The sequence below is a fragment of the Micromonospora sp. NPDC049044 genome (assembly GCF_040649215.1).
Lineage (GTDB): Bacteria > Actinomycetota > Actinomycetes > Mycobacteriales > Micromonosporaceae > Micromonospora.
Window position 1 is genome coordinate 40,941 of the sequence record NZ_JBEZFA010000027.1, and the last position, 20,921, is coordinate 61,861.

At 72.0% G+C, this 20,921-nt stretch carries 22 protein-coding genes; 9 read left to right on the plus strand and 13 right to left on the minus strand.

Annotation, left to right across the window (positions count from 1 at the left end):
- Positions 1–19 precede the first annotated feature (19 nt).
- The 6 genes from AB0B85_RS21900 to AB0B85_RS21925 form a co-directional block, all read right to left on the minus strand.
- Positions 20–619, minus strand: coding sequence for a hypothetical protein (locus AB0B85_RS21900; RefSeq protein WP_357410066.1), 600 nt, complete (start codon positions 617–619; stop codon positions 20–22).
- 56 nt (positions 620–675) lie between these two features.
- On the minus strand, positions 676–2,142 hold the full coding sequence (locus AB0B85_RS21905) for a histidine kinase dimerization/phospho-acceptor domain-containing protein (protein WP_357410067.1): 1,467 nt from the start codon (positions 2,140–2,142) through the stop codon (positions 676–678).
- Positions 2,135–2,827 carry a response regulator transcription factor gene (locus tag AB0B85_RS21910; protein ID WP_357410069.1) on the minus strand — a complete coding sequence of 231 codons (693 nt, stop codon included), beginning with the start codon at positions 2,825–2,827 and terminating at the stop codon, positions 2,135–2,137. Before AB0B85_RS21910 ends, AB0B85_RS21905 begins: the two co-directional genes overlap by 8 nt.
- Before the next feature lie 88 nt (positions 2,828–2,915).
- A complete protein-coding gene (locus tag AB0B85_RS21915; RefSeq protein WP_357410071.1) occupies positions 2,916–3,422 on the minus strand; it encodes a hypothetical protein in 507 nt (168 codons plus the stop codon).
- 111 nt (positions 3,423–3,533) lie between these two features.
- The gene (locus tag AB0B85_RS21920; RefSeq protein ID WP_357410073.1) at positions 3,534–4,550 is read right to left on the minus strand and encodes an aminoglycoside phosphotransferase family protein; all 1,017 of its coding nucleotides are present in this window, start codon (positions 4,548–4,550) and stop codon (positions 3,534–3,536) included.
- Between the two features lie 56 nt (positions 4,551–4,606).
- Positions 4,607–5,782, minus strand: a complete 1,176-nt coding sequence (locus AB0B85_RS21925; RefSeq protein WP_357410075.1) for an acetyl-CoA C-acyltransferase — start codon at positions 5,780–5,782, stop codon at positions 4,607–4,609.
- 117 nt (positions 5,783–5,899) lie between these two features.
- Between AB0B85_RS21925 and AB0B85_RS21930 the strand changes: the two genes are divergently transcribed.
- Positions 5,900–6,328, plus strand: coding sequence for a PH domain-containing protein (locus AB0B85_RS21930; protein ID WP_357410077.1), 429 nt, complete (start codon positions 5,900–5,902; stop codon positions 6,326–6,328).
- Positions 6,329–6,332: 4 nt separating this feature from the next.
- On the opposite strand, the gene AB0B85_RS21935 is transcribed toward AB0B85_RS21930, so the two are convergent.
- Together AB0B85_RS21935 and AB0B85_RS21940 are read right to left on the minus strand one after the other, a co-directional pair.
- Positions 6,333–7,244: a rhomboid family intramembrane serine protease gene (locus tag AB0B85_RS21935; protein ID WP_357410079.1), complete on the minus strand. Its 912-nt coding sequence runs from the start codon at positions 7,242–7,244 to the stop codon at positions 6,333–6,335.
- Positions 7,245–7,344: 100 nt separating this feature from the next.
- Positions 7,345–7,875 carry a peptidylprolyl isomerase gene (locus AB0B85_RS21940; RefSeq protein ID WP_130405633.1) on the minus strand — a complete coding sequence of 177 codons (531 nt, stop codon included), beginning with the start codon at positions 7,873–7,875 and terminating at the stop codon, positions 7,345–7,347.
- 84 nt (positions 7,876–7,959) lie between these two features.
- Between AB0B85_RS21940 and AB0B85_RS21945 the strand changes: the two genes are divergently transcribed.
- Complete coding sequence (locus tag AB0B85_RS21945) at positions 7,960–8,742, plus strand: hypothetical protein (RefSeq protein ID WP_357410081.1); 783 nt, start codon at positions 7,960–7,962, stop codon at positions 8,740–8,742.
- Between the two features lie 337 nt (positions 8,743–9,079).
- On the opposite strand, the gene corA is transcribed toward AB0B85_RS21945, so the two are convergent.
- The 4 genes from corA to AB0B85_RS21965 form a co-directional block, all read right to left on the minus strand.
- The gene (gene corA / locus AB0B85_RS21950; protein ID WP_357410083.1) at positions 9,080–10,228 is read right to left on the minus strand and encodes a magnesium/cobalt transporter CorA; all 1,149 of its coding nucleotides are present in this window, start codon (positions 10,226–10,228) and stop codon (positions 9,080–9,082) included.
- Between the two features lie 322 nt (positions 10,229–10,550).
- A complete protein-coding gene (locus AB0B85_RS21955) occupies positions 10,551–11,645 on the minus strand; it encodes a PLP-dependent aminotransferase family protein (protein ID WP_357410086.1) in 1,095 nt (364 codons plus the stop codon).
- Positions 11,646–11,751: 106 nt separating this feature from the next.
- Positions 11,752–12,210: an ester cyclase gene (locus tag AB0B85_RS21960; protein WP_357410088.1), complete on the minus strand. Its 459-nt coding sequence runs from the start codon at positions 12,208–12,210 to the stop codon at positions 11,752–11,754.
- An 84-nt stretch (positions 12,211–12,294) separates the two neighbouring features.
- Positions 12,295–12,687: a CBS domain-containing protein gene (locus tag AB0B85_RS21965; RefSeq protein WP_357410090.1), complete on the minus strand. Its 393-nt coding sequence runs from the start codon at positions 12,685–12,687 to the stop codon at positions 12,295–12,297.
- Positions 12,688–12,801: 114 nt separating this feature from the next.
- Here AB0B85_RS21965 and AB0B85_RS21970 point away from each other — a divergent pair, with 114 nt between their 5' ends.
- The 5 genes from AB0B85_RS21970 to AB0B85_RS21990 all read left to right on the plus strand — a co-directional run bounded on the left by AB0B85_RS21970 (position 12,802) and on the right by AB0B85_RS21990 (position 16,578).
- Positions 12,802–13,251: an NUDIX domain-containing protein gene (locus tag AB0B85_RS21970; protein ID WP_357410092.1), complete on the plus strand. Its 450-nt coding sequence runs from the start codon at positions 12,802–12,804 to the stop codon at positions 13,249–13,251.
- Positions 13,248–14,015 carry a hypothetical protein gene (locus tag AB0B85_RS21975; protein WP_357410094.1) on the plus strand — a complete coding sequence of 256 codons (768 nt, stop codon included), beginning with the start codon at positions 13,248–13,250 and terminating at the stop codon, positions 14,013–14,015. Before AB0B85_RS21970 ends, AB0B85_RS21975 begins: the two co-directional genes overlap by 4 nt.
- Before the next feature lie 79 nt (positions 14,016–14,094).
- Entirely contained in the window at positions 14,095–14,826 is a 732-nt protein-coding gene (locus AB0B85_RS21980; RefSeq protein WP_007453659.1) for a phosphocholine cytidylyltransferase family protein, read from the plus strand.
- Complete coding sequence (locus tag AB0B85_RS21985; RefSeq protein WP_357410096.1) at positions 14,814–15,881, plus strand: iron-containing alcohol dehydrogenase family protein; 1,068 nt, start codon at positions 14,814–14,816, stop codon at positions 15,879–15,881. Before AB0B85_RS21980 ends, AB0B85_RS21985 begins: the two co-directional genes overlap by 13 nt.
- Positions 15,856–16,578: a CDP-alcohol phosphatidyltransferase family protein gene (locus tag AB0B85_RS21990; protein ID WP_357410098.1), complete on the plus strand. Its 723-nt coding sequence runs from the start codon at positions 15,856–15,858 to the stop codon at positions 16,576–16,578. The genes AB0B85_RS21985 and AB0B85_RS21990 overlap by 26 nt, the downstream gene beginning before the upstream one ends.
- A 330-nt stretch (positions 16,579–16,908) precedes the next feature.
- Here AB0B85_RS21990 and AB0B85_RS21995 read toward each other — a convergent pair whose 3' ends face one another.
- Entirely contained in the window at positions 16,909–18,177 is a 1,269-nt protein-coding gene (locus tag AB0B85_RS21995) for a glycosyltransferase (protein ID WP_357410100.1), read from the minus strand.
- A gap of 24 nt (positions 18,178–18,201) precedes the next feature.
- Between AB0B85_RS21995 and AB0B85_RS22000 the strand changes: the two genes are divergently transcribed.
- Entirely contained in the window at positions 18,202–19,062 is an 861-nt protein-coding gene (locus AB0B85_RS22000) for a DNA-formamidopyrimidine glycosylase family protein (RefSeq protein WP_357410102.1), read from the plus strand.
- 265 nt (positions 19,063–19,327) lie between these two features.
- Entirely contained in the window at positions 19,328–20,899 is a 1,572-nt protein-coding gene (locus AB0B85_RS22005) for a sugar transferase (RefSeq protein ID WP_357410187.1), read from the plus strand.
- The last annotated feature ends 22 nt before the right edge of the window (positions 20,900–20,921 follow it).

Below are 20,921 nucleotides of genomic sequence, written 5' to 3' on the forward strand. Positions count from 1 at the left end.
AAAAAGGGGCCCTTCCCTGTCACTTGGTGCGGGGGATGAGGATCAGCCGGGCCACACCCTTGTCGCCGTCCTTCGCGCCGGCGACACCGAGCGTCGTGCCGACCTTCACCTCGCTCGGCTGCACCGTGGCACGCCGCTCGACGACCCGCAGGTCGTCGCCGAAGGTCCAGGTCATTGTGAAGCCGTCGGTGGACTTGACGGTCATCGAGTCGCCGTCGATCGCGGTCACCTCGCCGCGCTGCACGGCGACTGTCTGCGTACCGCTGTCCTTCGTCTTCACCACCGCCTCACCGTGCAGGGTGTTCTTGCGCAGCAGCACCCGGGCCTGGTGGCGCTTGCGCCACTCCTCGCCGCGCTTGTCCCGGGCCTTCTCCTTCGCGGTGGGGGAGGCCCCCGGCGCCGGGGTGGCCGGCGCGACGACGGTCTGCACGTCCAGGTCGTCGGCGTCGAAGCCCATCGCGGCAAGCGCCTGACCCTCCACGCCCATCGCGGCGGCGACCTCGACGGCGGCCTCCCGGGCGGGTTGGCCGGCCACCTCGGCCGCACCGCAGCCGGTGACGCCAAACGTGAGCGCCGCGAGCAGTGCCGTGGTGCCGGTGGCGAATCCCCAACGTGGCATGACGTTCCCTCTCGTCCGTGGAAACCTCAGCATTCCGGCCGAGGACGAGCGGAGCGTCAGGCCGATGTTCGAGCCAGGTAAGGATTGCCGGGCAGCCGGACCGTGAACGCCGCGCCGCCCTCCGGCGCGTGCCCCGCGCTGATCTCCCCGCCCAACCGACGGACCAGGCCGGCCGCCAGCGCCAACCCCAGCCCACTGCCCACCTTGCGCACTCCCCGGTACCGCTCGTGCAGGGCACCGCGTTCGAACGCCACGGCCAGGTCGTCGTCGGTGAAGCCGGGCCCGCCGTCGCGGACCTCCAGCTCACCGCCGGCGGCCGGGTCCGCGCCGACCGGCCGGACCGCGAGCACCACCGGCGACCCCGGGGGTACGACCCGCAGCGCGTTCTCCAGCAACCCGTCCAGCACCTGCCGGATCCGCCCCGGATCGGTGTACGAGGGCACCGGCCGACCCGGCGTCTCCAACCGGAACGGGACGCCCACCGCCGCGCACCGGCCGGCCCAGGTCCGCTCCGCGCCCACGGCCAGCTCGGTCAGGTCCACCGGCACCGGTTCGAGCGGGAAGTCGGCGGCCTCCAACCGGGCCAGCGCCAACAGGTCCCCGATCAGCCGGTCCAGGTGTTGGGCCTCGGTCAGCATGGTCCGACCGGCGTCGACTGTGTGGTCCGCGTCGAGTACCCCGTCGGCGAGCGCCTCGGCGTACCCCCGGATCGCGGTGAGCGGGGTGCGCAGCTCGTGCGAGACGGACAGCAGGAACTCCCGCTGCCGCCCCTCACTTGTGGCCAGCGCGCCGGCCAGGCCGTTCAACGCCTCGGCCAGGTCGGCGACCTCGTCCGGTGACTCGACCGGGATCCGCACGGCGCGGTCGCCGGCGCGGAGCCGGGCGGCGGCGGTGGCCGCGACGCGGATCGGGCGGGCCAACCGGCGGGCCAGCAGCAGCCCGGCCACCACACCGGCGGCCAACCCGGCAAGCAGCGGCAACCAGAGCCCGAGCAGCACCCGGGCCCACAGCCCGTTCGACGCGCTGCGGGAGAGCACCACCCCGTTGCCGTCGGGTAGCGCCCGGCCCTCGACCAGGGCACGCTCGCCGTTGACGACGCGTCGCACCGACACGTTGCGGCCCTGCCCGATCCGCTGCACCACCCGGGCTGGCAGCCCCGGCCGGTCGACCACCCCCCGCCGGATCAGGTACGCGTCGATGCCCTGGTTGCGTAGTTGCTGGATGAGCCGCTCCTCGTCGGCGGTGCGCCCCCGGTCCAGGCGGGTCCGCAGCACCTCGGCGGCGAGCCGGGCCTGCGCGGCGAGGGCGTCCTGATCGCGCCGTTCCGCCCCACGGATCGCCAACGGCACCGCGACGATCGCGGTGACCAGCACCGACACCAGCGCGACCGCACAGGTGACAAGCACCGCGCGGGCGGTCAGGGTGCGGCCGAACCGGCCCCGTCGAGGTGCGACGGGCGGGTCCGCGCCGACCACCGGCAGTGTCATTGTCGGCGACTCGACACGTCCGGGGTGATCAGGCATCGACCGCGTACCCGACGCCACGGTGCGTCCGGATGACGCTCGCCGGGCCGAGTTTCGCCCGCACCTGGGCGACGTGCACGTCGACGGTGCGGGTGCCGGCGTGTGCCGCGTACCCCCAGACCCCGGCCAGCAGCTCCTCCCGGGTGAAGACCCGGCCGGGCCGGGCCATCAGATGGGCCAGCAGGTCGAACTCGGTGGAGGTGAGCTGCACCGGTGCGCCGGCGACGGTGACAGTGCGCCGGGCCGGGTCGAGCGTGACCGGGCCGACGACGCGGGGACGGGCCGCGCCTTCCGGGCCCCCGGCGGTCCGGCGCAGCACCGCGCGCACCCGGGCGACAAGCTCCCGAGGGCTGAACGGCTTGGTGACGTAGTCGTCGGCACCCAACTCCAGGCCGACGATCCGATCCACCTCGTCGTCGCGGGCCGTGAGGAAGATGACCGGGGTCCAGTCTCCTGCCTCACGCAGCCGGCGGCAGATCTCGGTGCCGGGGAGGCCCGGCAGCGCGATGTCCAGGACGCAGGCCACCGGGCGTAACCGGCGAGCCGCGTGCAGACCGGCCTCGCCGTCGCGTTCCAGGTGGACGCCGAAGCCGTCCCGGGCCAGGTAGAGCCGGACCAGGTCGGCGATGGCCGGCTCGTCCTCGACCACGAGGACGAGCCCGCGGTGCGGCGGTTCGACGGTCACCGGCCCATGATTGCCGACGCGAACGCTCGGGGCGATCGGTGCGTGTTCGAGTTCGGTAAAGGTGCGGCGAGACCCGGTGGGTGTCAGCTCACCGGGACGGGGCGAACACCGTGGGCCGCGGGACGGCGGGCGCGTCGCCGATGCTGGCGACGACCCGGGCGCCGGGCGGCCGCAGGCGGGTCCGGAATGCCTGGTTGAGCAGCGCGTCGAGCTGCCAGACCTGCTTCGGGTGGCTGGTGCGGATCAGGAACCGCTCACGGATCCCGTCGATCGCGGTGGCCGCCATCTCGACCGACTGCAGTCGGGGGTCCGGGCTCCAGGTGACGTTGCTCAGTTCGCGCAGCTCGGTGTTGAGGTGCAGACGCAGTCGGTGCAGCAGCCGGGTCTGCTGGGTCACCACGAGCCGACGATGGGTGAGCAGGAGCAGGTAGTCGCCGGTGACCGGACGGTCGGGGCGGCTGCACCGGGTGACCAGGATGGTGGCGTCACCGGAGCCGACACAGCGCCGGAAGACCGGCATGTGCCGGCTCACGGTCTGCACGGCCAGGCCAGCCTCGGCGGCGGCCGGGAGGAACGTTCGGGAGAAGACGTCCATGACCTGCCCAACGACCTCCCCGGCGGGGTGACGTGGGTCACGACGCTTTTTTGGAACTTCCACGCGGCGGGTCGCACTGCCTGTCCGATTTCCGACGTGGACGGATCCTGGTCAGGTATCCGTCGTGAGCGGGCTGGCGGCGAACAGCTCGGCCAGCCAGCCGGGCACCGCGTCGGCGTACTCGACCCGCGACTCCTCGGCGGTGTCCAGGGCTCGACGCCAGGAGAGCGACCGACTCACCGCCCCCAGCTCGATCGCGAGGTCGGCCGCCTCGATCAGGGTCCGCCGGTCGTACCGGTCGGTCCACGCCTCCAGGTAGGCGTCGCGCAACCGGGCCAACTGGGCGTCGTCGGCCGCGCCCTCACTGGCGTACCTGACGGAACGCAGGGTCACCAGCAACGTGCCGAACGGCTGCCCCACCGAGGCGTCGCCCCAGTCGAAGTAGCGGTAGCCGTCCGGCGCCGCGAAGACGTTGCCGTCGTGCAGGTCGTCGTGTTGCACAGTGGCCGCGATGCCGAGGTCGGCAAGCCGACGACACCGCTCGGCGTACGACGGCAGCTCCGCCCGCAGCCGCTCGTGCAGGTCCGGGCTGAGCCCACCCTCGGCACCGACCAGCAGCGACTCACGATCGTCGAGCAACTCGGCAAGCAGCCCGGCCAGCACCTCGGGACGGTGGTCCGGCACGCCCATGGCGACCAGCTCGTCGGCGTGCGGCGCGGTGGCCAACTGGAGTGCCGCGTACCCGGGCAGCGCCCGCTCCCAGTGGGCCGGATCGCTGTCGCGCGCCAGCACGTCGCGCAACGACTCACCGCCGTCGGGCAGCAGGGACCAGCCCTGCGCCGGGTCCACAGCGATCGGGGCCAGCACCCGGTCCGGCGTCAGCTGGGCGAGCCTGGCGATCAGCACCGCCTCGTGCACGGTGCCCGGGTTGTTCGCCTTGAACCAGACCGGGCCGTCGTCGGTCGGCACCCGCCAGACCAACGACCAGGGACGCCGCCGTGGCTCCACCGACCCGGTCACCCGACGGCCGACCCGGTTCAGCTGCGCGTCGACCCAGGATCGGGCCCCCGCCTGCCATCGCTCGCTGGACCAGTCGGGGACACCCGCATCCGCGATCGTCGTTGTCACGCTGGGCACCATAGGGGACCCGGCCGGGGCGGGCGAGGCGTTATCCGCCCGCACCGTCAGACCAGCTCGACGATTGTCGCGTTGGCCATGCCGCCACCCTCGCACATGGTCTGCAGGCCGTAGCGGATCCCGTTGTCCCGCATGTGCTGGAGCATGGTGGTCATGATCCGGGCACCGGAGCCGCCGAGCGGGTGACCGATGGCGATCGCCCCGCCCCGCGGGTTGAGCCGCTCCGGGTCCGCCTCGGTCTCGGCCAACCACGCCAGCGGCACCGGCGCGAATGCCTCGTTCACCTCGTACACCCCGATCTCCTCGATGCCCAGCCCCGCGCGGCGCAGCGCCTTCGCGGTGGCCGGGATGGGCGCGGTGAGCATGGTGACCGGATCGGCGGCGGCGACCACAGCGGTGTGGATCCGGGCGAGTGGCCGCAGGCCGTGCCGGCTGGCCCACTCCGAGGTGGTCACCGCGAGGGCCGCGGCGCCGTCGGAGATCTGCGACGAGGACCCGGCGGTCACCACACCGTCGGCGCGGAACGGGGTGGTCAGCCCGCCGAGCTTGTCGAGGGAGGTGTCGCGCCGGATGCCCTCGTCGGCGAGGAACTTGCCCCCGTCCGCGAGCGGCACCGGCGTCAGCTCCGGGTCGAACGCGCCGGCATCCTGCGCGGCGGCCGCCTTCTCGTGGCTGGCCAGCGAGTACTCGTCGAGCTGCGTACGCGACAGACGCCACCGCTGGGCGATCAGCTCGGCACCGACGCCCTGGTCGAACGGCAGGTGCGCGTCGTCGGCGAAGCCGTCCACGCCCCGGTAGCGGGACCGCACCTGCTCGGTGAACGGGGTGCCGCCGGCCGCGCTGGCAGTGCCCAGCGGCACCTGGGTCATCGACTCCACACCACCGGCGACCACCAGGTCGGCCTGCCCGGAGAGCACCGTCGCGGCGGCGAAGTGCAGTGCCTGCTGGCTGGAGCCGCACTGCCGGTCCAGGCTCGTCCCGGGGACCGTCTCGGGCCAGCCGGCGGCGAGGACGCTGATGCGGGCGACGTTCCAGGACTGCTCGCCGACCTGGGACACGCAGCCCCAGAAGACGTCATCGACCTGGACCGGGTCGATCCCGGTGCGCTCGGCGAGGGCGCGCAACACGTGCGCCGAGAGGTCGACCGGGTGGACGTCGGCGAGGCTGCCCCGCCGCCGTCCGACCGGGGTGCGCACCGCGCCGACGATGACCGCGTCACTCATGTTTACTCCCCGGTAACCTGGGCTGTCCCGATCCTACGTCGTCCCTGGACCGGTCAGCCGACCAGCGGTCGAGATGCCGTACTCCCGGCTCCCGCCCGCCGCTGGCATGCTGGGCGGGTGGACGAGAATCCCCCGGTGCGGCAGTGGCGGGTGCCGGCGACCCTGCCCGCGGTGAAGCTTGTCGGCGCGGCAGTGCTTGTCGCGCTCGGGCTGCTCTTCGCCGACGGCGACCCGGTTCGGCTGGTGGTGGCCGTCCTGGCCGCCGCCATCCTGGTCGGCTGGGCGGTACGCGACCTGGTCGCGCCGGTCCGGTTGGCGGTGGACCCGGCGGGGCTCACCGTGATCCACGGGTTCGCGAGCCGCCGGCTGCTGCCCTGGTCGACGGTCGAGGCGATCGCCGTGGACCGCCGCCCACGGATGGGGCTGACAAGCGAAACCCTGGAGATCGACGCGGGCGATTCGCTGCACCTGTTCGGCAGGTACGACCTGGGGGCCACCCCGGAGGAGGTGGCCGCCGAGTTGCGAGCCGCCCGCCCGCACCCGTGATCCGTCAGCCGAGCAGGTAGGCGGTGCGGAAGAGGACCAGGCCGAGCAGGACCAGCAGGATGATCGCACCGCCGACGACCTGCACCAACGTGCGTCGACCACGCGGCGCGTACGCCAGCACCAGCCCCATCAGCGCACCGACCACCAGGCCACCGAAGTGCCCGGGGATCGAGATGTCCCGCGCGGTCAACGTGAACACGAGGTTGATCACCAGGATCGGGATGATCTGGGAGATGTCCCGGCCCAGCTTGCGTTCGACGATGAGCAGGGCGGCGAAGAGCCCGAAGATCGCCGTCGACGCGCCGACTGTGGTCGCTCGCGGGTCACTGAACAGGTAGGCCGCCACGTTGCCACCGAGGCCCGCGATCAGGTAGAGCGCGGCGAACCGCACCCGGCCGAGGCTGGCCTCCAACGACCTGCCGAGCACCCACAGCGCCCACATGTTGAGCAGCAGGTGCAGCAGGCCGAAGTGCAGGAACATCGCGGTGACCAGCCGGTACCACTGGCCCTCGGCGACCCCGCCTATCGTGCCATCGGGCAGGATCGCCCGGCCGAGCACCGAACCCCAGTCGGTGAGCGGCGTGTCACCGCCCATCAGGCCACCGAAACCGCTGCCGCCCAGCGCCGCGTCCCCGCCCCGGTCGGAGGCGATGGAGAGCAGCATGAGCAGCACGTTCACCGCGATCAGTGCCTTTGTGACATAGCCGTGCCGGCCGGCCGTACCGCCACCGAAGGCGGTACGCGCCGGCCGGACACTGCGGCGTCCCTCGTTGACGCACTCCGGGCACTGGTGCCCGACGGACGCCTCCCGCATGCAGTCCGGGCAGATCGGCCGGTCGCAGCGGGTGCACCGGACGTAGGTCTCCCGACCGGGATGCCGGTAGCAGACCGGGGTGGTCGGCGGAGACTGGCTCACCGGGCCGACCCTCCGTCCACCGCCACGCGATCCACCGACACCGGTCGGTGCGATGCTCCGGAGCGCTCAATCATGCGAGCAAAGGTACCTCGTTGGTCGGTCAGGAGGCAGAGCGCTCGATCTCGACCCGCTCGATGACGACGTCCTGCAGCGGACGGTCGCTCGGGCCGGTCGGGGTGTTGGCGATCGAGTCGACGACCTTCACCGACTGCTCGTCGGCGACCTGCCCGAAAATGGTGTGCCGGTTGTTCAGGTGCGGCGTCGGCGACACGGTGATGAAGAACTGCGAACCGTTGGTGCCCGGTCCGGCGTTCGCCATCGCCAGCAGGTACGGACGGTCGAACCGCAGCTCCGGGTGGAACTCGTCGGCGAACTTGTAGCCCGGTCCGCCCCGACCGGTCCCGGTCGGGTCGCCCATCTGGACCATGAAACCGCTGATCACCCGGTGCGAGATGGTGCCGTCGTAGTACGGCCCGCTGCCCGGCTGACCGGTGCGCGGGTCGGTGTACTCACGGTTGCCCTCGGCCAGGTCGACGAAGTTGCGGACGGTCTTCGGCGCGTGGTTCGGGAAGAGCTCCAGCCGGATCGGGCCAGCGTTGGTGTGCAGGGTGGCGTAGACAGCCTCGGCCACGGGTACTCCTCACTCGTTGGTCAGTTCCATGCGGATCCTCCCATGTGCCCGATCTGGCATCGCGGAGGCATCCGAAGGTGGAGGATGACGAAGGAACAACTCCCAGGAGGTAGGACCGTGTTTGGATTCGGGCGGCGTAAGTCCCAGGGGCAGCTGGCCAAGGCCGAGCTGAACCAGAGCATCAGCCACCTGATGCTGGCAGCCAACCACGCCGCGAAGGGTGCGGGCGCGACCGTCGGTCCGCGGGTCCAGGTGGCCCGGGGCTACGTCGGGCCGGCCGCGGCGCGGGTTCGCGACCAGGCGTCGACCGGCTGGGGGACGACACTCACCACGCTGGCACCGCTGGCCGCGGCGGCCCGTGACGGCGCCGCGCACGCAGGGCCGCTGACCAGAAAGGCCAAGTCGAAGACCATGCGGATCACCGGTAAGAAGAAGCAGCCGCGTCGACGCGGCTCGATGATGACCGGCCTGCTGGCCGCGGGTGTCGTCGCCGGCCTGGCCGGCGCGGTGGCGCTGCGCCGCCGCCGGGAGCAGCAGGAGTGGGCCGAGTACGACCCGACCCGCAGCAGCACCCTGGAGCCGATGCGCGACGAGGTCGACTCGATCGAGGTGCGTACGCCGTCCGCCCCGAAGGGGACCGACGGGGCGGCCATGACCGGCGCGGCGGGGATGACCGGTGCCGGCAGCTCGGCGGTGGCCGGCGGTTCCAGTGCCAGCACCACAGCCCCGGCCAAGCCGGCGAGCATCCGCCCGACCGACAAGGTCCCGTCGGTCGCCGAGGGCGCCACGGACGTCTCCGGCCGGCCGACCGACGACCTCACCAAGGCGCTGGGCAAGGACACCGCCCGCACCAACGGCCGCCGCTGACCCGACGACAGCACATCGAGCGCCGGCGACGCGGGGCCACCCCGCGCGCCGGCGCTCCCGCGTCGACCGGCGCTCCCGCGTCAAGCAGCGCTCCCGCGTCAAGCGGGGGGCTTTGCAAGATCCACTCGGCTTTAAGGAAGTCGGGGTGTCCGGGGCTGTGGGATGGCCCGACTTCACGGAACCCGAGTGGATCACACCGCCGGTCCGGGGGCGGGCGGCCCGGGGCGGTCCGGGAGCGGGCGGCCCGGGGGCGGTCCGGGGCCGTCCGGGGGCGGGCGGCCCGGGGCGGTCCGGGGGCGGGCGGCCCGGGGGCGGTCCGGGGGCGGTCGTCGCGCGGTCAGAGCCAGCCGTTGCGGCGGAACCAGCGGTAGAGGGCGAGTGAGACGCCGAGCATGAGGGCCAGGGCCACCGGATAGCCGTACGTCATCTTCAGCTCGGGCATGTTGTCGAAGTTCATGCCCTCGACGCCGGCGATGGACGTCCAGACCGCAGCGATCGCCGCCCAGGCGGCGATCTTGCGCATGTCGTTGTTCTGGTCGACGGTGACCTGCGCCAGCCGCGCCTGGAGGATCGAGTTCAGCAGGTCGTCGTAGGAGTTCACCTGCTCCACGGTGCGGCTCAGGTGGTCCTGCACGTCCCGGAAGTACTTGCGGATCTCCTTCGGCACATCCCTGTTGACCTGGGAGGTCAGCGTCATCAGCGGCCGCTGCAACGGCACCACAGCCCGCTTGAACTCCACAAGCTCCCGCTTCATCTGATAGATCCGTTGGATCCGTCCGTGGCCCTGCCGGTCGAAGACCTCCGCCTCCAGCACGTCGAGGTCGTCCTCGATCTGCTCGGCCACCTCCAGATAGAGGTCGACCACCCGGTCGGTCACCCCGTACGCCACCGCCCACGGACCCTGCAGCAGCAGATCCTGCTTGGTCTCCAGGTCGGCGCGGATCGGGGCGAGCCGGCAGGCGTCCCCGTGCCGGACGCTGATCACAAAGTTCGGGCCGATGAAGAGCATCACCTGACCGGTCTCCACTACCTCGGAGTTCTCGGTCAGCTCGGCGTGCTCGCAGTACCGCGCGGTACGCAGCACCAGGAAGACGACGTCGCCGAACCGCTCCAGCTTCGGGCGCTGCTCGGCCTTCACCGCGTCCTCGACGGCCAGTTCGTGCAGACCGTAGGTCTCCGCGATGGCGGTCATCTCGGCCAACTCGGGCTGGTGCAGGCCGATCCACACGAAGCCGTGTTCCTCGCGGCGGGCGGCGGTCAGCGCGTCGGCGTACGTCCAGTCGCCGGGTTGCCGCTTGCCGTCGACGTAGAGCGCGCAGTCGACAACCGCGCTGCGGCCGGTGCCGGTGGGCGGCGGCGCGGGCGGCGAGCCGTCGGCGTTGAGGATCCGGGTCATCGCCCGGACCGGGGAGGGCCAGGCCCGGGGCCGCAGCACCCGGCCGGTGCTCGGCGATGCCGTCCGGTCCCGCTCTGTCCGATCCGTCATCGCGTCACCTCCCAGGTCGGCTGCGGCTTGCAGGCTACGCCGACCGCCGTCCGGAACATGTGTGACGGCTGTCAGCGTGGGGTCGGCGCCGGGTGAGCCGGGCCGCATCGGGGGGTGTGCGGGGACGACACGGCCCACCCGGCGCCGGTGGGGGCGGGAGGTTGTGCTGCCGCGACACCCAGGTCATGGCCGGTCCGAAGGTCGCGTGTGACCTCCGCGACAACTGATGAGTGACGCTCGCAGCATTGTGGGCTGCCGGCCGCCCGGGCGGGAGCCCCGAGACGGCCGACGTCGTCGTTCTGTCGGGAACCCGACAGTCGGCTCAGCTCCGAACCGCTTCGACTGCCTCGGCGAGCCGACGGACACCTTCGTCGATCTTGTCGGCGGTCACCGCCGAGAAGGCCAGCCGGAGCGCGTGCCGCCCACCGTCCAACACGAAGTCGCTGCCCTTGACCACTGCCACCCCGCGCGCGGCCGCCGCCGGGGCGAGCCGATCGACAAGCACGTCCTCCGGGAACTCGACCCAGAGGAAGTAGCCGCCGTCGGGTTCCACGAACCGCGCCTGCGGCAGGTGCTGGCGCAGCGACTCGGCGAGCAGCCGGGACCGCTCGCCCAGCGCCGCCCGCACCGTGTCGATCGACCGGTCGATGTCCCCGGAGACGCAGAACTGGTGCACGATCGCCTGGGACACCATGCCCGGGGAGATGTAGAGGCTTGTCGCGTTCTTGGCGATGGCGGCGATCAGGTCCGCCGGGCCCACCAGGTAACCGACCCGCACACCCGGGCAGACCGTCTTGGTGAAGCTCGACGCGTGCACCACCACGTTGCGGGTGTCGAGCGAGAGCATCGACGGGAGCGCCTCGCCCCGGAACCGGATGTCCGCGTACGGGTCGTCCTCGAAGATCGTGAACTCGTACTCGGCGGCCAACTCGAGCAACTCTCGGCGCTTCTCCAGCGAGAGGGTCATGCCGGCCGGGTTCTGGTAGTTGGGAATGACGTGCGCGAGCCGGGGCCGGACCCCGGACTCCAGCAGCTTGCGGAGCTCGGCGGTGTCGAGGCCGTCCGGCTGGACCGAGATGCCGTGCAGCTCACTGCCCATCCGCTGAAGGTTCAGCAGCGTCCGGTCGTACGTCGGGCGCTCCACCACCACCGCGTCGCCGGGGCGGATCAGGTGATCGAAGAGGAACGCGTCGGCCTGAAGCGACCCGTTTGTGACAAGCACCTGGTCGGCCTGGACGCCGTGCTTCTCGGCGATCCACTTCCGCAGCGGAAGGTAACCGACGGAGGTGCCGTACGCCGTGACCCCCGCGGGGTCGGCGTCGAAGGCGCGGACGGCGGCGGCCTTGAGCCCCTCGACATCGACGATGTCCAGCGAGGGAGCCCCACGGGCAAAGGAGATCAACTGCTCGGCGGTCATGGATGTTGAGCGTACGGGCGGCGGTGGGGGGCGCGCGGACGGCACGGCGATGTCCGCATCCTGAGCCACCGGGACGGGTGACCCGACTCCACCGGTCGGCGTCAGATCAGACTGGAAGTGCGAGCGCGTCGTGGTGCGCCACCCGGGAAAGTCCCTCAAACTGCACGCCGAGCGCGTCGAGGAGCTGGCTCCAGTCGAAGTAGGAACGCCAGCCGGTGATCCGCCCGTGCCGAGCCCGGACCACGTCGGCCACCTCCCAGCTCGCCGGGCGACCGGTCGGCGCGACGGTGCCGTACGGCGAGTGCAGCGTGCCGGTGTGGGTGCCGCTCAGGCGCAGCTCGACTGCCGCCCCACCACCCGTACGGACCACGCCGAGCGGGTCCACCCGCAGGTCCGGGAAGGCACCGGTCCAGGTGCGCAGCAGCGCGGGCAGCTCGATCGGGCGGACCGTGACACCAGGCATGGAGTAGAACGCCTCGGGCGCGTACAGGTCCGGCAGTCGGGCCACGTCCCGCCGCAGAAGCATCGCGTACTGCTGCTCGACCAGGCGCTCCGCGTCACGCATCGGGCCCTCCCCCACGGGCCACGGAATCTCCGCGCCCATGAGGGATCCTTACCCGTCGATTCGGCCTGGCACACCTCGCGCGGGTCAGGTCGTGGCGGACACCTGGTTCTCGGCCCAGACCCGCATGATGTCCCGGACCGAGATCACCCCGGCCACCTCCCGGCCGTCGAGCACCACCAGGTGCCGGAAGCCGCCGCGGGCCATCGCGGCGGCGGCCTCGGCGACCGTCCACTCCGGCCCCGCGTAGACCACGTCCCAGGTCAGGTGGGCGCCGGTGCGTTCGGTGTCGCAGTCGAGGCCCGCGCCGATGGCCTTCAACACATCGCGTTCGGTCATGATCCCGATTCCCTCGGACTCGGGGTCGATCACGACCGCCGACCCGACACCGCGGGCCGACATCATCCGGGCCGCCTGACGCAGCGTGTGCTCCGGACCGACGACGAGGACCTGGCTGGACATCGCTTCCCGTACCTGCATCACACATCACCCCTTTGGGACGGTGGCATTCGGTACGCACATGGTCGTCGGTGGATGTTTCCGGGACAAGACCGGGCATCGTCGCGATGCCGGGCCGCTCGCTACTGTCGAAGAGTGTCCACCGAGCCCCTGCGCTGCGCCGGCGCGCTGATCGTCGACCACGACGGCCGAATCTTCTTTCAGCGCCGCTCACCCCACCGGCGCCTGTTTCCCAACTGCTGGGACGTCGTCGGCGGACACCTGGAACCGGGCGAGGAGATCGACGAGGCGCTGCGCCGGGAGGTCACCGAGGAGACCGGGTGGCACGTCTCTCACGTCCTCGGCCAGGTGGGCGAGTACCACTACGTCGGAGACGACGGCCTGCCCCGCATCGAGTACGACTTCCTGGTCCGGGTGGACGGCGACCTCGACCACCCGAGGCTGGAGGCGGGCAAGCACACCGAGTACCGCTGGCTGGCCGAGCACGAGGTGCCAGTGCTGGACGAAAACCGCGACGTCAACGACGGTCTGATCCGGCGGATCGCGGAGGAGGGCTTCGCCACCCTGCGGTCGATCGATCGGTGAACACCGTCGAGCTGGCGCCGTACCGGATCGCCGGGCTGCTCGCCCCGGCCGTGGACCGGACGTTCCGCGCCGGCATGCTGGCCGGCCGCGACGGTGGCGGCGCCGAGTTGAGCCAGCGGTACGGCGGGCCGACGGCGAACGGCTTCCTGGTGGACCTGCGCACCCGGCTCGCCGCGCCGGGCGGCACCGTCGACGGGCCGGGTTTCGCGGCGATCACCCGCTACGCCGACCCGGTCGCGGTCCGCCGGGCGGTGGACAAGCAGGTGGCGTACGGCATGCTCCACCGCCGTCCGGACGGGTCCCTCTCCGCCACCGAGCGGGGAGCCGCCTTCCTCACCGAGCTGTACCAGGTGCACGCCGAGGTCACCGAGGAACTGTGGGCCGGGCACGACGAACGGGTCACGCGGCTGGTGGCGGCGCTCGGCCGGCTGCTGACGTACGCCCTGGTGCTGGCCGACGCCGACGGCGACCGGGACGGGTCGGCGTTCGCGGCGCTGGCGCCCCCGCACGAGCCGGACGGCACCCCGCCGGGCGTGCTGCTGCTCAACCGGCTCGGCACGCTGCGTTACCACCGGGCCGACGCGCACGCCGCCGCCTGGGCCGCCGCCGGGCACACAGCGTCAAGCGTCGCCGCCCTGCCTCCCGGCCCCGAACGGCTCGCCATCGAGCTGGAAACCGACAGACGGGCCGCCGGTCCGTATTCCGTGCTCAGCGCGGACGAGCGGCTGACCATGCTCGCCGACCTGGCCGCACTGCCCGGCTGACCCGGTTGGCCGGAGCGGTGAGGTCAGCCGGCGCTATCCTCCAGCGGTGACGGGGAGCAGGACGAGGGAGGATGTCGCGATGATCGGAATGGTGCTCGCGGCCGGAGCGGGACGCCGGCTGCGCCCGTACACCGACACCCTGCCCAAGGCGTTGGTGCCGGTGGACGGCGAGACCACGATCCTGGACATCGCGCTCGGCAACCTCGCCGAGGTCGGGCTCACCGACATCGTGATCGTGGTCGGCTACGCGGCGGACGCGGTCCGCGAGCGGCAGGCCGACCTGGAGAAGAAGTACGGGGTCACCCTCACCCTGGTACACAACGACAAGGCCGAGGAGTGGAACAACGCCTACTCGCTCTGGCTGGCCCGGGAGTACTTCGCCCGTGGGGTGCTGCTCGTCAACGGGGACACCGTGCACCCGGTGAGCATCGAGAAGACGCTGCTGGCCGAGCGCGGGCCGGGCATCCTGCTCGCTGTGGACACCCTCAAGCCGCTCGCCGAGGAGGAGATGAAGACCACCTTCGACGCCGCCGGCCAGCTCACCCGGATCACCAAGATCATGGACCCGGGCGAGGCGTACGGGGAGTACATCGGGGCCACGCTGATCGAACCGCAGGTCGCCGACGCCCTCGCCGACGCGCTGGAGGCGACCTGGCGGCGGGACCCGAACCTCTACTACGAGGACGGCTACCAGGAGTTCGCCGACCGGGGCGGGGAGGTGCGGGCGGCGCCGATCGGTGACGTCCCGTGGGTCGAGGTCGACAACCACGCCGACCTGGCCCGCGCGCGGGAGATCGCGTGCCGCTACTAGCTCGGAGCGTCCTCACCCCACTGCACATCGACGTGCGGCGTGGGGCGGTGGCCGACCTCGGCGCGATCCTGGCCGACGGGCGGATCTCGGCCGGCGGTGACGTCGCGGTCGTGGTCGGCCCAGGTCAGGGCACCCAGATCGCCGAGCTGATCCGGCCGTCACTGCGCACGGCCGACGTGTTCACCGTCTCCGGGGGGACGCTCGACGCCGCCGACGACCTCGGTGGCAAGCTGCGCGCCCGGTCGTACGACGCGGTGGTCGGGATCGGTGGCGGCAAGACCATCGACGTGGCCAAGTACGCGGCCACCCGACGCGGCCTCCCGATGGTGTCGGTGGCGACCAGCCTCGCCAACGACGGCATCGCCTCCCCGGTGGCCAGCCTCATCACCGACGGGCTCAAGGGCTCCTACGGGGTGCACATCCCGATCGCGGTGATCGTCGACCTGGACTTCGTGGAGAGCGGTCCGGAGCGGCACAACCGGGCCGGTATCGGTGATGTGATCAGCAACATCAGTGCGCTTGCCGACTGGGAACTGGCCCGCCGGGTCCGCGTCGAACCGTTCGACGGACTCGCCGCGTCGCTGTCCCGGGCCGGTGCCGAAGCCGTGCTCAACCACCCGGGCGACATGACCGACGACGCCTTCGTCACAGTGCTCGCCGAGGCGTTGATCTCCAGCGGTCTGGCGATGGCCATCGAGGGCACCAGCCGCCCGTGCAGCGGCGGCTGCCACGAGATCATGCACGCCATCGACGCGCTCTTCCCCGGCACCGCCTCACACGGCGAGCTGGCCGGGCTGGGCGCGCTGTTCTGCACCTGGCTGCGCGGTGACCAACGCCGCTTCGGGGAGATGTCGGCCTGCCTCGCCCGGCACAGTCTGCCCCGCCTCCCCGCCGAGGTGGCACTCAGCGACGACCAGTTCATCGAGGCGGTGCAGTTCGCGCCGCGTACCCGACCGGACCGGTACACCATCCTCGAGCACCTGGCGCTGTCGCCTACCGAGACGCGGGAGCGGCTGGCAGACTACGCCGGTGCAATCCGCGACCAGCTTGGCTGACCCCCGTCCCACCGTCGCCGACTTCCACCGGGTGAACCGGGGTGGCGGCCTGTTCAGCGAGTCGATCAGCCAGTGGCTGGGTGCCGTCTTCGCGCTCGTCGCCCAGCGCCTCGGGCTGCGTCCCACAGCGCTGACCATCGCCAACCTGGTGCTCGGCCTGGCCACCTCGGTCACCGTGGTGGCGCTCGCCGGCCCGGTCGCCGACGGAGACGTACCGGCCTGGGTGGTCGGCCTGTTCGCCCTGATCGGCTGGCAGGTGGCGTACTCCCTGGACTGCGCCGACGGACAGCTGGCCCGGGTGACCGGGCAGGGCAGCGCGGCCGGGGCCCGGGTCGACATCCTCTGCGACGTGGCCGCGCAGATCGCCCTGGTCGCCGCGCTGGCCGCGACCGCCGTGGCGCAGGAACCGGCCACCCCGACCTGGCTGGTCGCGACCTTCGCGGGCACCTGGATGGTCAACCTGGTCACCTCGGTCATGCAGGCCGGTCCGAACGCCGCAAGCATGGTCACCTCGACCTCGCTGCCGGTCCGCCTGGTGAAGCTGGTCCGCGACTACGGCGCTGTGGTCTTCGTGGCCGCCCTGGTGCTGGCCGTGGCCCCGGCGCTGGTCCTCTGGGTGATTGTGGCGTTCACGATCGTCAACGGCGGCTTCCTGCTGGCCAGCATCGCCTTCTCCGCCCGCGCCTCCCTGCGCTGACACCACCCGCGCGCCCCCAAGATCACACCGCCACCCACGGGTGCCCGCCCGACTCCAAGACCGCGCCGGCACCCACGGGTGCCCGCCCGACTCCAAGATCGCACTCGATCCAGGATGAAGTGGCTTCAAAGCGGCCGGATGCCACTTCATCCTGGATCGAGCGCGATCATGACGTGCGGCCGCGGCCGCGGCGGGGGGCGGAGCACGGGGCACGGCGCGCACGGGGCACGGCGCGCACGGGACACGGGGCGCACGGGACACAGGGCGCGGCGCACGGGGCACGGCGCGCGGCGCGCGGCGCGGGGGCGCGGGCGGGGGCGGCGCGCGAGGTTAGACGTGGTCGGGGGTTCGGGACATCCCGGCGTAGATGTCGATGAGCTGCTTGGTGACCACGTCGGGGTGGAAGGTCCGCTCGTAGCGGGCGCGGGCGGCCAGCGCCAACCCGGACGCGCCGGCACGGGCCACCGGCAGGGCTGCCGCCAGCGCGGCCGGCTCCGGCGCCACCACCCAGCCGGCCTCCCCGAGGCCGATTCCGGCCGGCATGACCGGCCCGCCGCCCCCGGCGACCGCCGAGGCGGTCTCGGCCGGGCCGGTGCCGGCGGGCTCGTGCGGGGCGTCCGCTCCGACGAGGTACGGAATGCCGCCCAACGCGGTGCCGAGCACCGGCCGACCGCTGGCCAGCGCCTCGATGATCACGGTAGGCAGCACGTCGTGCCACATCGAGGCCGCGATCACCACGGCGCTCGCCTCGACCGCGGCGCGTACCCCTGAGCGGTCGAGCTGACCGAGGTAGACCACGTCGGGTCGCTCGGCGGCGGCGGCCTCCACCAGCGGGCGCAGTTCGCCGTCACCTGCCACGCGCAGCGTGCCCAAGGTGCCCACCGGGTGCCGACGCCAGGCGTCCAGCAGCAGGTCGACGCCCTTCTCGGGCGAGAGCCGGGCCATGTAGAGGAAGCCGTCACCCAGCGGCGCCGGGCGGCCCGGATCGGGTACGGCATTCGGCTTCACGACGATCCGGTCGTCCGGAATGCCGTAGTCGCGGAGGTGGTCGGCGATGGCCGTGGTGAGCGCGACGTACCGATCCACCGACTTCCAGGTGCCCCGGTGCACGGCCAGGGTGGTCGCCATCAGCGCACTCTGCGCCGCCGAGTCGCGGTAGCACCGGTGCTTGATCGCCGGCACGCCCAGCGCCCGACCCTTGCAGTCCTGGCAGATCACGCCGTCCCGGAAGTAGATCCCCGACGAGCAGACCTGCCGGTAGTTGTGCACCGTCTGCAGCACCGGCACGCCGTGCCGGTGCGCGGTCCGCACCACCCAGGGCGAGATCAGGGGGTACGGGTTGTGCAGGTGCAGAACGTCCGGGCGGTGCTCGGTGAGCAGCCGGCTGAGGTCCTGCTGGGCACGCGGAGCCCAGATCGGCGAGATCGGCAGCAGCGCCTTGGCGGCCTTCGACATCGACGGGATCTCGTCCGAACTGCGGATGAACGGCAGCACCTCGACGCCGGCGGCGTTGAGCTGGGCGATCTCCGAGTCGACGATGGTGTTCTCGCCGGACGGTTGGGCTTCCCGGTACCGGTTGTGCGCCACCACGATTCTCACGGGAAAGAAGGCTACCGTTGGGTCGTGCCCGAACTACCGGAGGTTGAGGCGCTCGCGGGTTATCTGCGACAGCGCGCGGTGGGGCGGCGCGTCGATCGGCTGGAGATCGCCGCGATCAGCGCCCTGAAGACATACGAACCGGCACCGACAGCGGTCGCCGGGCGGGCGGTCATCGACGCCGGCCGGCACGGCAAGTTCCTCGACGTGCTCTTCGAGGGCGATCTGCACCTGGTGGTGCACCTGGCCCGGGCCGGTTGGCTGCACTACCGGGAGGCGTTCCCCTCCACCACCCCGCTGCGTCCCGGCAAGGGCCCGATCGCGGTGCGGGTACGCCTGGACGACGGCTCCGGCTTCGACCTCACCGAGGCCGGCACCCAGAAGAAGCTTGCCGCGTACCTGGTCACCGACGTGGCGGCGGTGCCCGGGGTGGCCAAGCTGGGTCCGGACGCGCTCGCCTCGGATCTACCCACCTTCGCCGAGCGGCTGCGCAGCCGGCGGGGGCAGGTCAAGGGGGTGCTCACCGACCAGTCGGTACTGTCCGGGGTGGGCAACGCGTACTCCGACGAGATCCTGCACGCCGCGAAGCTGTCCCCGTTCGCGATCACCGATCGGCTCACCGACGCCCAGATCGCCACCCTGCACGCGGCCACCCGGCAGGTCCTCGGCGACGCGGTCGAGCGGTCGCTCGGTCAGCGGGCCGCCGAGTTGAAGGGCGAGAAGCGCTCCGGGTTGAAGGTGCACGCCCGGACCGGGCTGCCCTGCCCGGTGTGCGGGGACACCGTCCGCGAGGTGTCGTTCGCCGATTCCAGCCTCCAGTACTGCCCAACGTGCCAGACCGGGGGCAAACCGCTCGCTGACCGACGGTTGTCCCGACTCGTACGGTGAGTAATTCCACTCGCCGACTACGCAGCGGAATCGCCCACGCTGAGCGGAAGCTCCGGTCCGCCGTTCTGTTCACGCGCGTATCCATCGGTATAGTGGCCCGGGTCCCCGGCTTCTGAAATGGTGCGGAGCCGGCCAGATCGCACCGGCACCATCGCTCGCCAATCTCCTTCGGGGCGGCGACCGGTGGGGGCCCGCGTGGGAGACTGGGACGGTGGGCGACCCGGGCCCTCACGCCGAGTGAGCGGCCCGTGTCATGCGGGAGGACATGGGTGAGGTGACGGCAAGCCTCCAGCGCCCGGTAACCAACGAAGGCCGGAGCAGACTCGTGCGGCACGTCGACAGCTTCGAGATCCAGCCGCCGACGCCGCCGTCTCACAACGGTGTCCCCCGGTCGGCGTGGACCAGGTCGCGTCGCCGGGTCTCCCGCTGGCACCGCCCCTACATCGCCATCCTGCTGCTGCTCGACTTCGGCGCGGCGGCGTTCGCCAGTTGGATCGCGATCCAACTGTTCGACCAGGCCGCCTCCGGGTTCTCCGGCACCCAGCAGGACCCGACCTGGTTCCACACCGTCTCCTACCTGCTGCTTCCGCTGGGCTGGGTGGTGATCCTCTGGAGCAACCGGGCCTACGACCGGCGCTACCTGGGGCTCGGCCCGGACGAGTTCAAGCGGGTGATCCGGGCCTCGGTGACGGTGGCCGCGAGTGTCTCGTTCCTCGCCTTCTCCACAGTCACCCAGCTGTCCCGGTTCACCGTGGGCACCGCACTTGTCGGTGCGACGCTGCTGATCCTCTGGGGTCGTTTCGTGGCCCGCTGGGCGCTGCACTACATCCGACGGCGGGCCGGCCAGGCCGCGCACCGGATGGTGCTCGTCGGCACGCTGCCCGAGTGCCTGGAGGTCTACGCGGCGGTCACCCGCAGCCCGGCCGCCGGGCTGATGCCCGTCGCCATCCACATCACCGACGGGTACGCGGCGGCCCGCGGCATGCCGACCCCGGTCCCGGTGTACGCCGGACGCGACGTCCTCGCGCTGGTCCGTGAGGTCGGCGGGGACACCATCGCCGTCTGCGGATCGGCCAGCGCCGAGCCGGGTGAGCTGCGCCGACTGGCCTGGCAGTTGGAGGGCTCCGGCGTCGACCTGGTGGTCGCCCCGCAGTTGACCGACATCGCCGGCCCACGGGTGCACATCCGCCCGATCGAGGGTCTGCCGCTGCTGCACGTCGAGGAGCCGACCCTGTCCGGGCCGGCGCTGCTCGCCAAGAACCTGATGGACCGGGTCGCCGCCGGCCTCGGTCTGCTGCTGCTCGCCCCGCTCTTCGCGGCCATCGCGGTGGCGATCCGGATCTCCGATCCCGGGCCGGTCTTCTTCCGCCAGCCTCGGGTGGGGCACGAGGGGCGCACGTTCCGGGTGTGGAAGTTCCGGACCATGTACGTCGACGCTGAGGATCGGCTGGCCAGCCTGGTCGACCGCAACGAGACCGACGGCATGCTGTTCAAGATGAAGGAGGACCCGCGGGTCTTCCCGGTCGGTCGGTTCCTGCGGGCCACCTCGCTCGACGAGCTGCCGCAGCTGATCAACGTGCTCTGGGGCGAGATGTCGCTTGTCGGGCCGCGTCCGCTGCCGGCCGACGACGGCGACTTCCTCGGCGACGTACGCCGGCGGCTGCTGGTCCGCCCCGGCATGACCGGCCTCTGGCAGGTCTCGGGCCGCTCCGACCTGTCCTGGGACGAGTCGGTCCGGTTGGACCTCTACTACGTCGACAACTGGTCGTTGGCGTACGACCTGAGCATCCTGTGGCGCACCGTCGGCGTGGTGCTCGCCCGCAAGGGCGCGTACTAGGGCTTGGCGCACCGGCTCACAG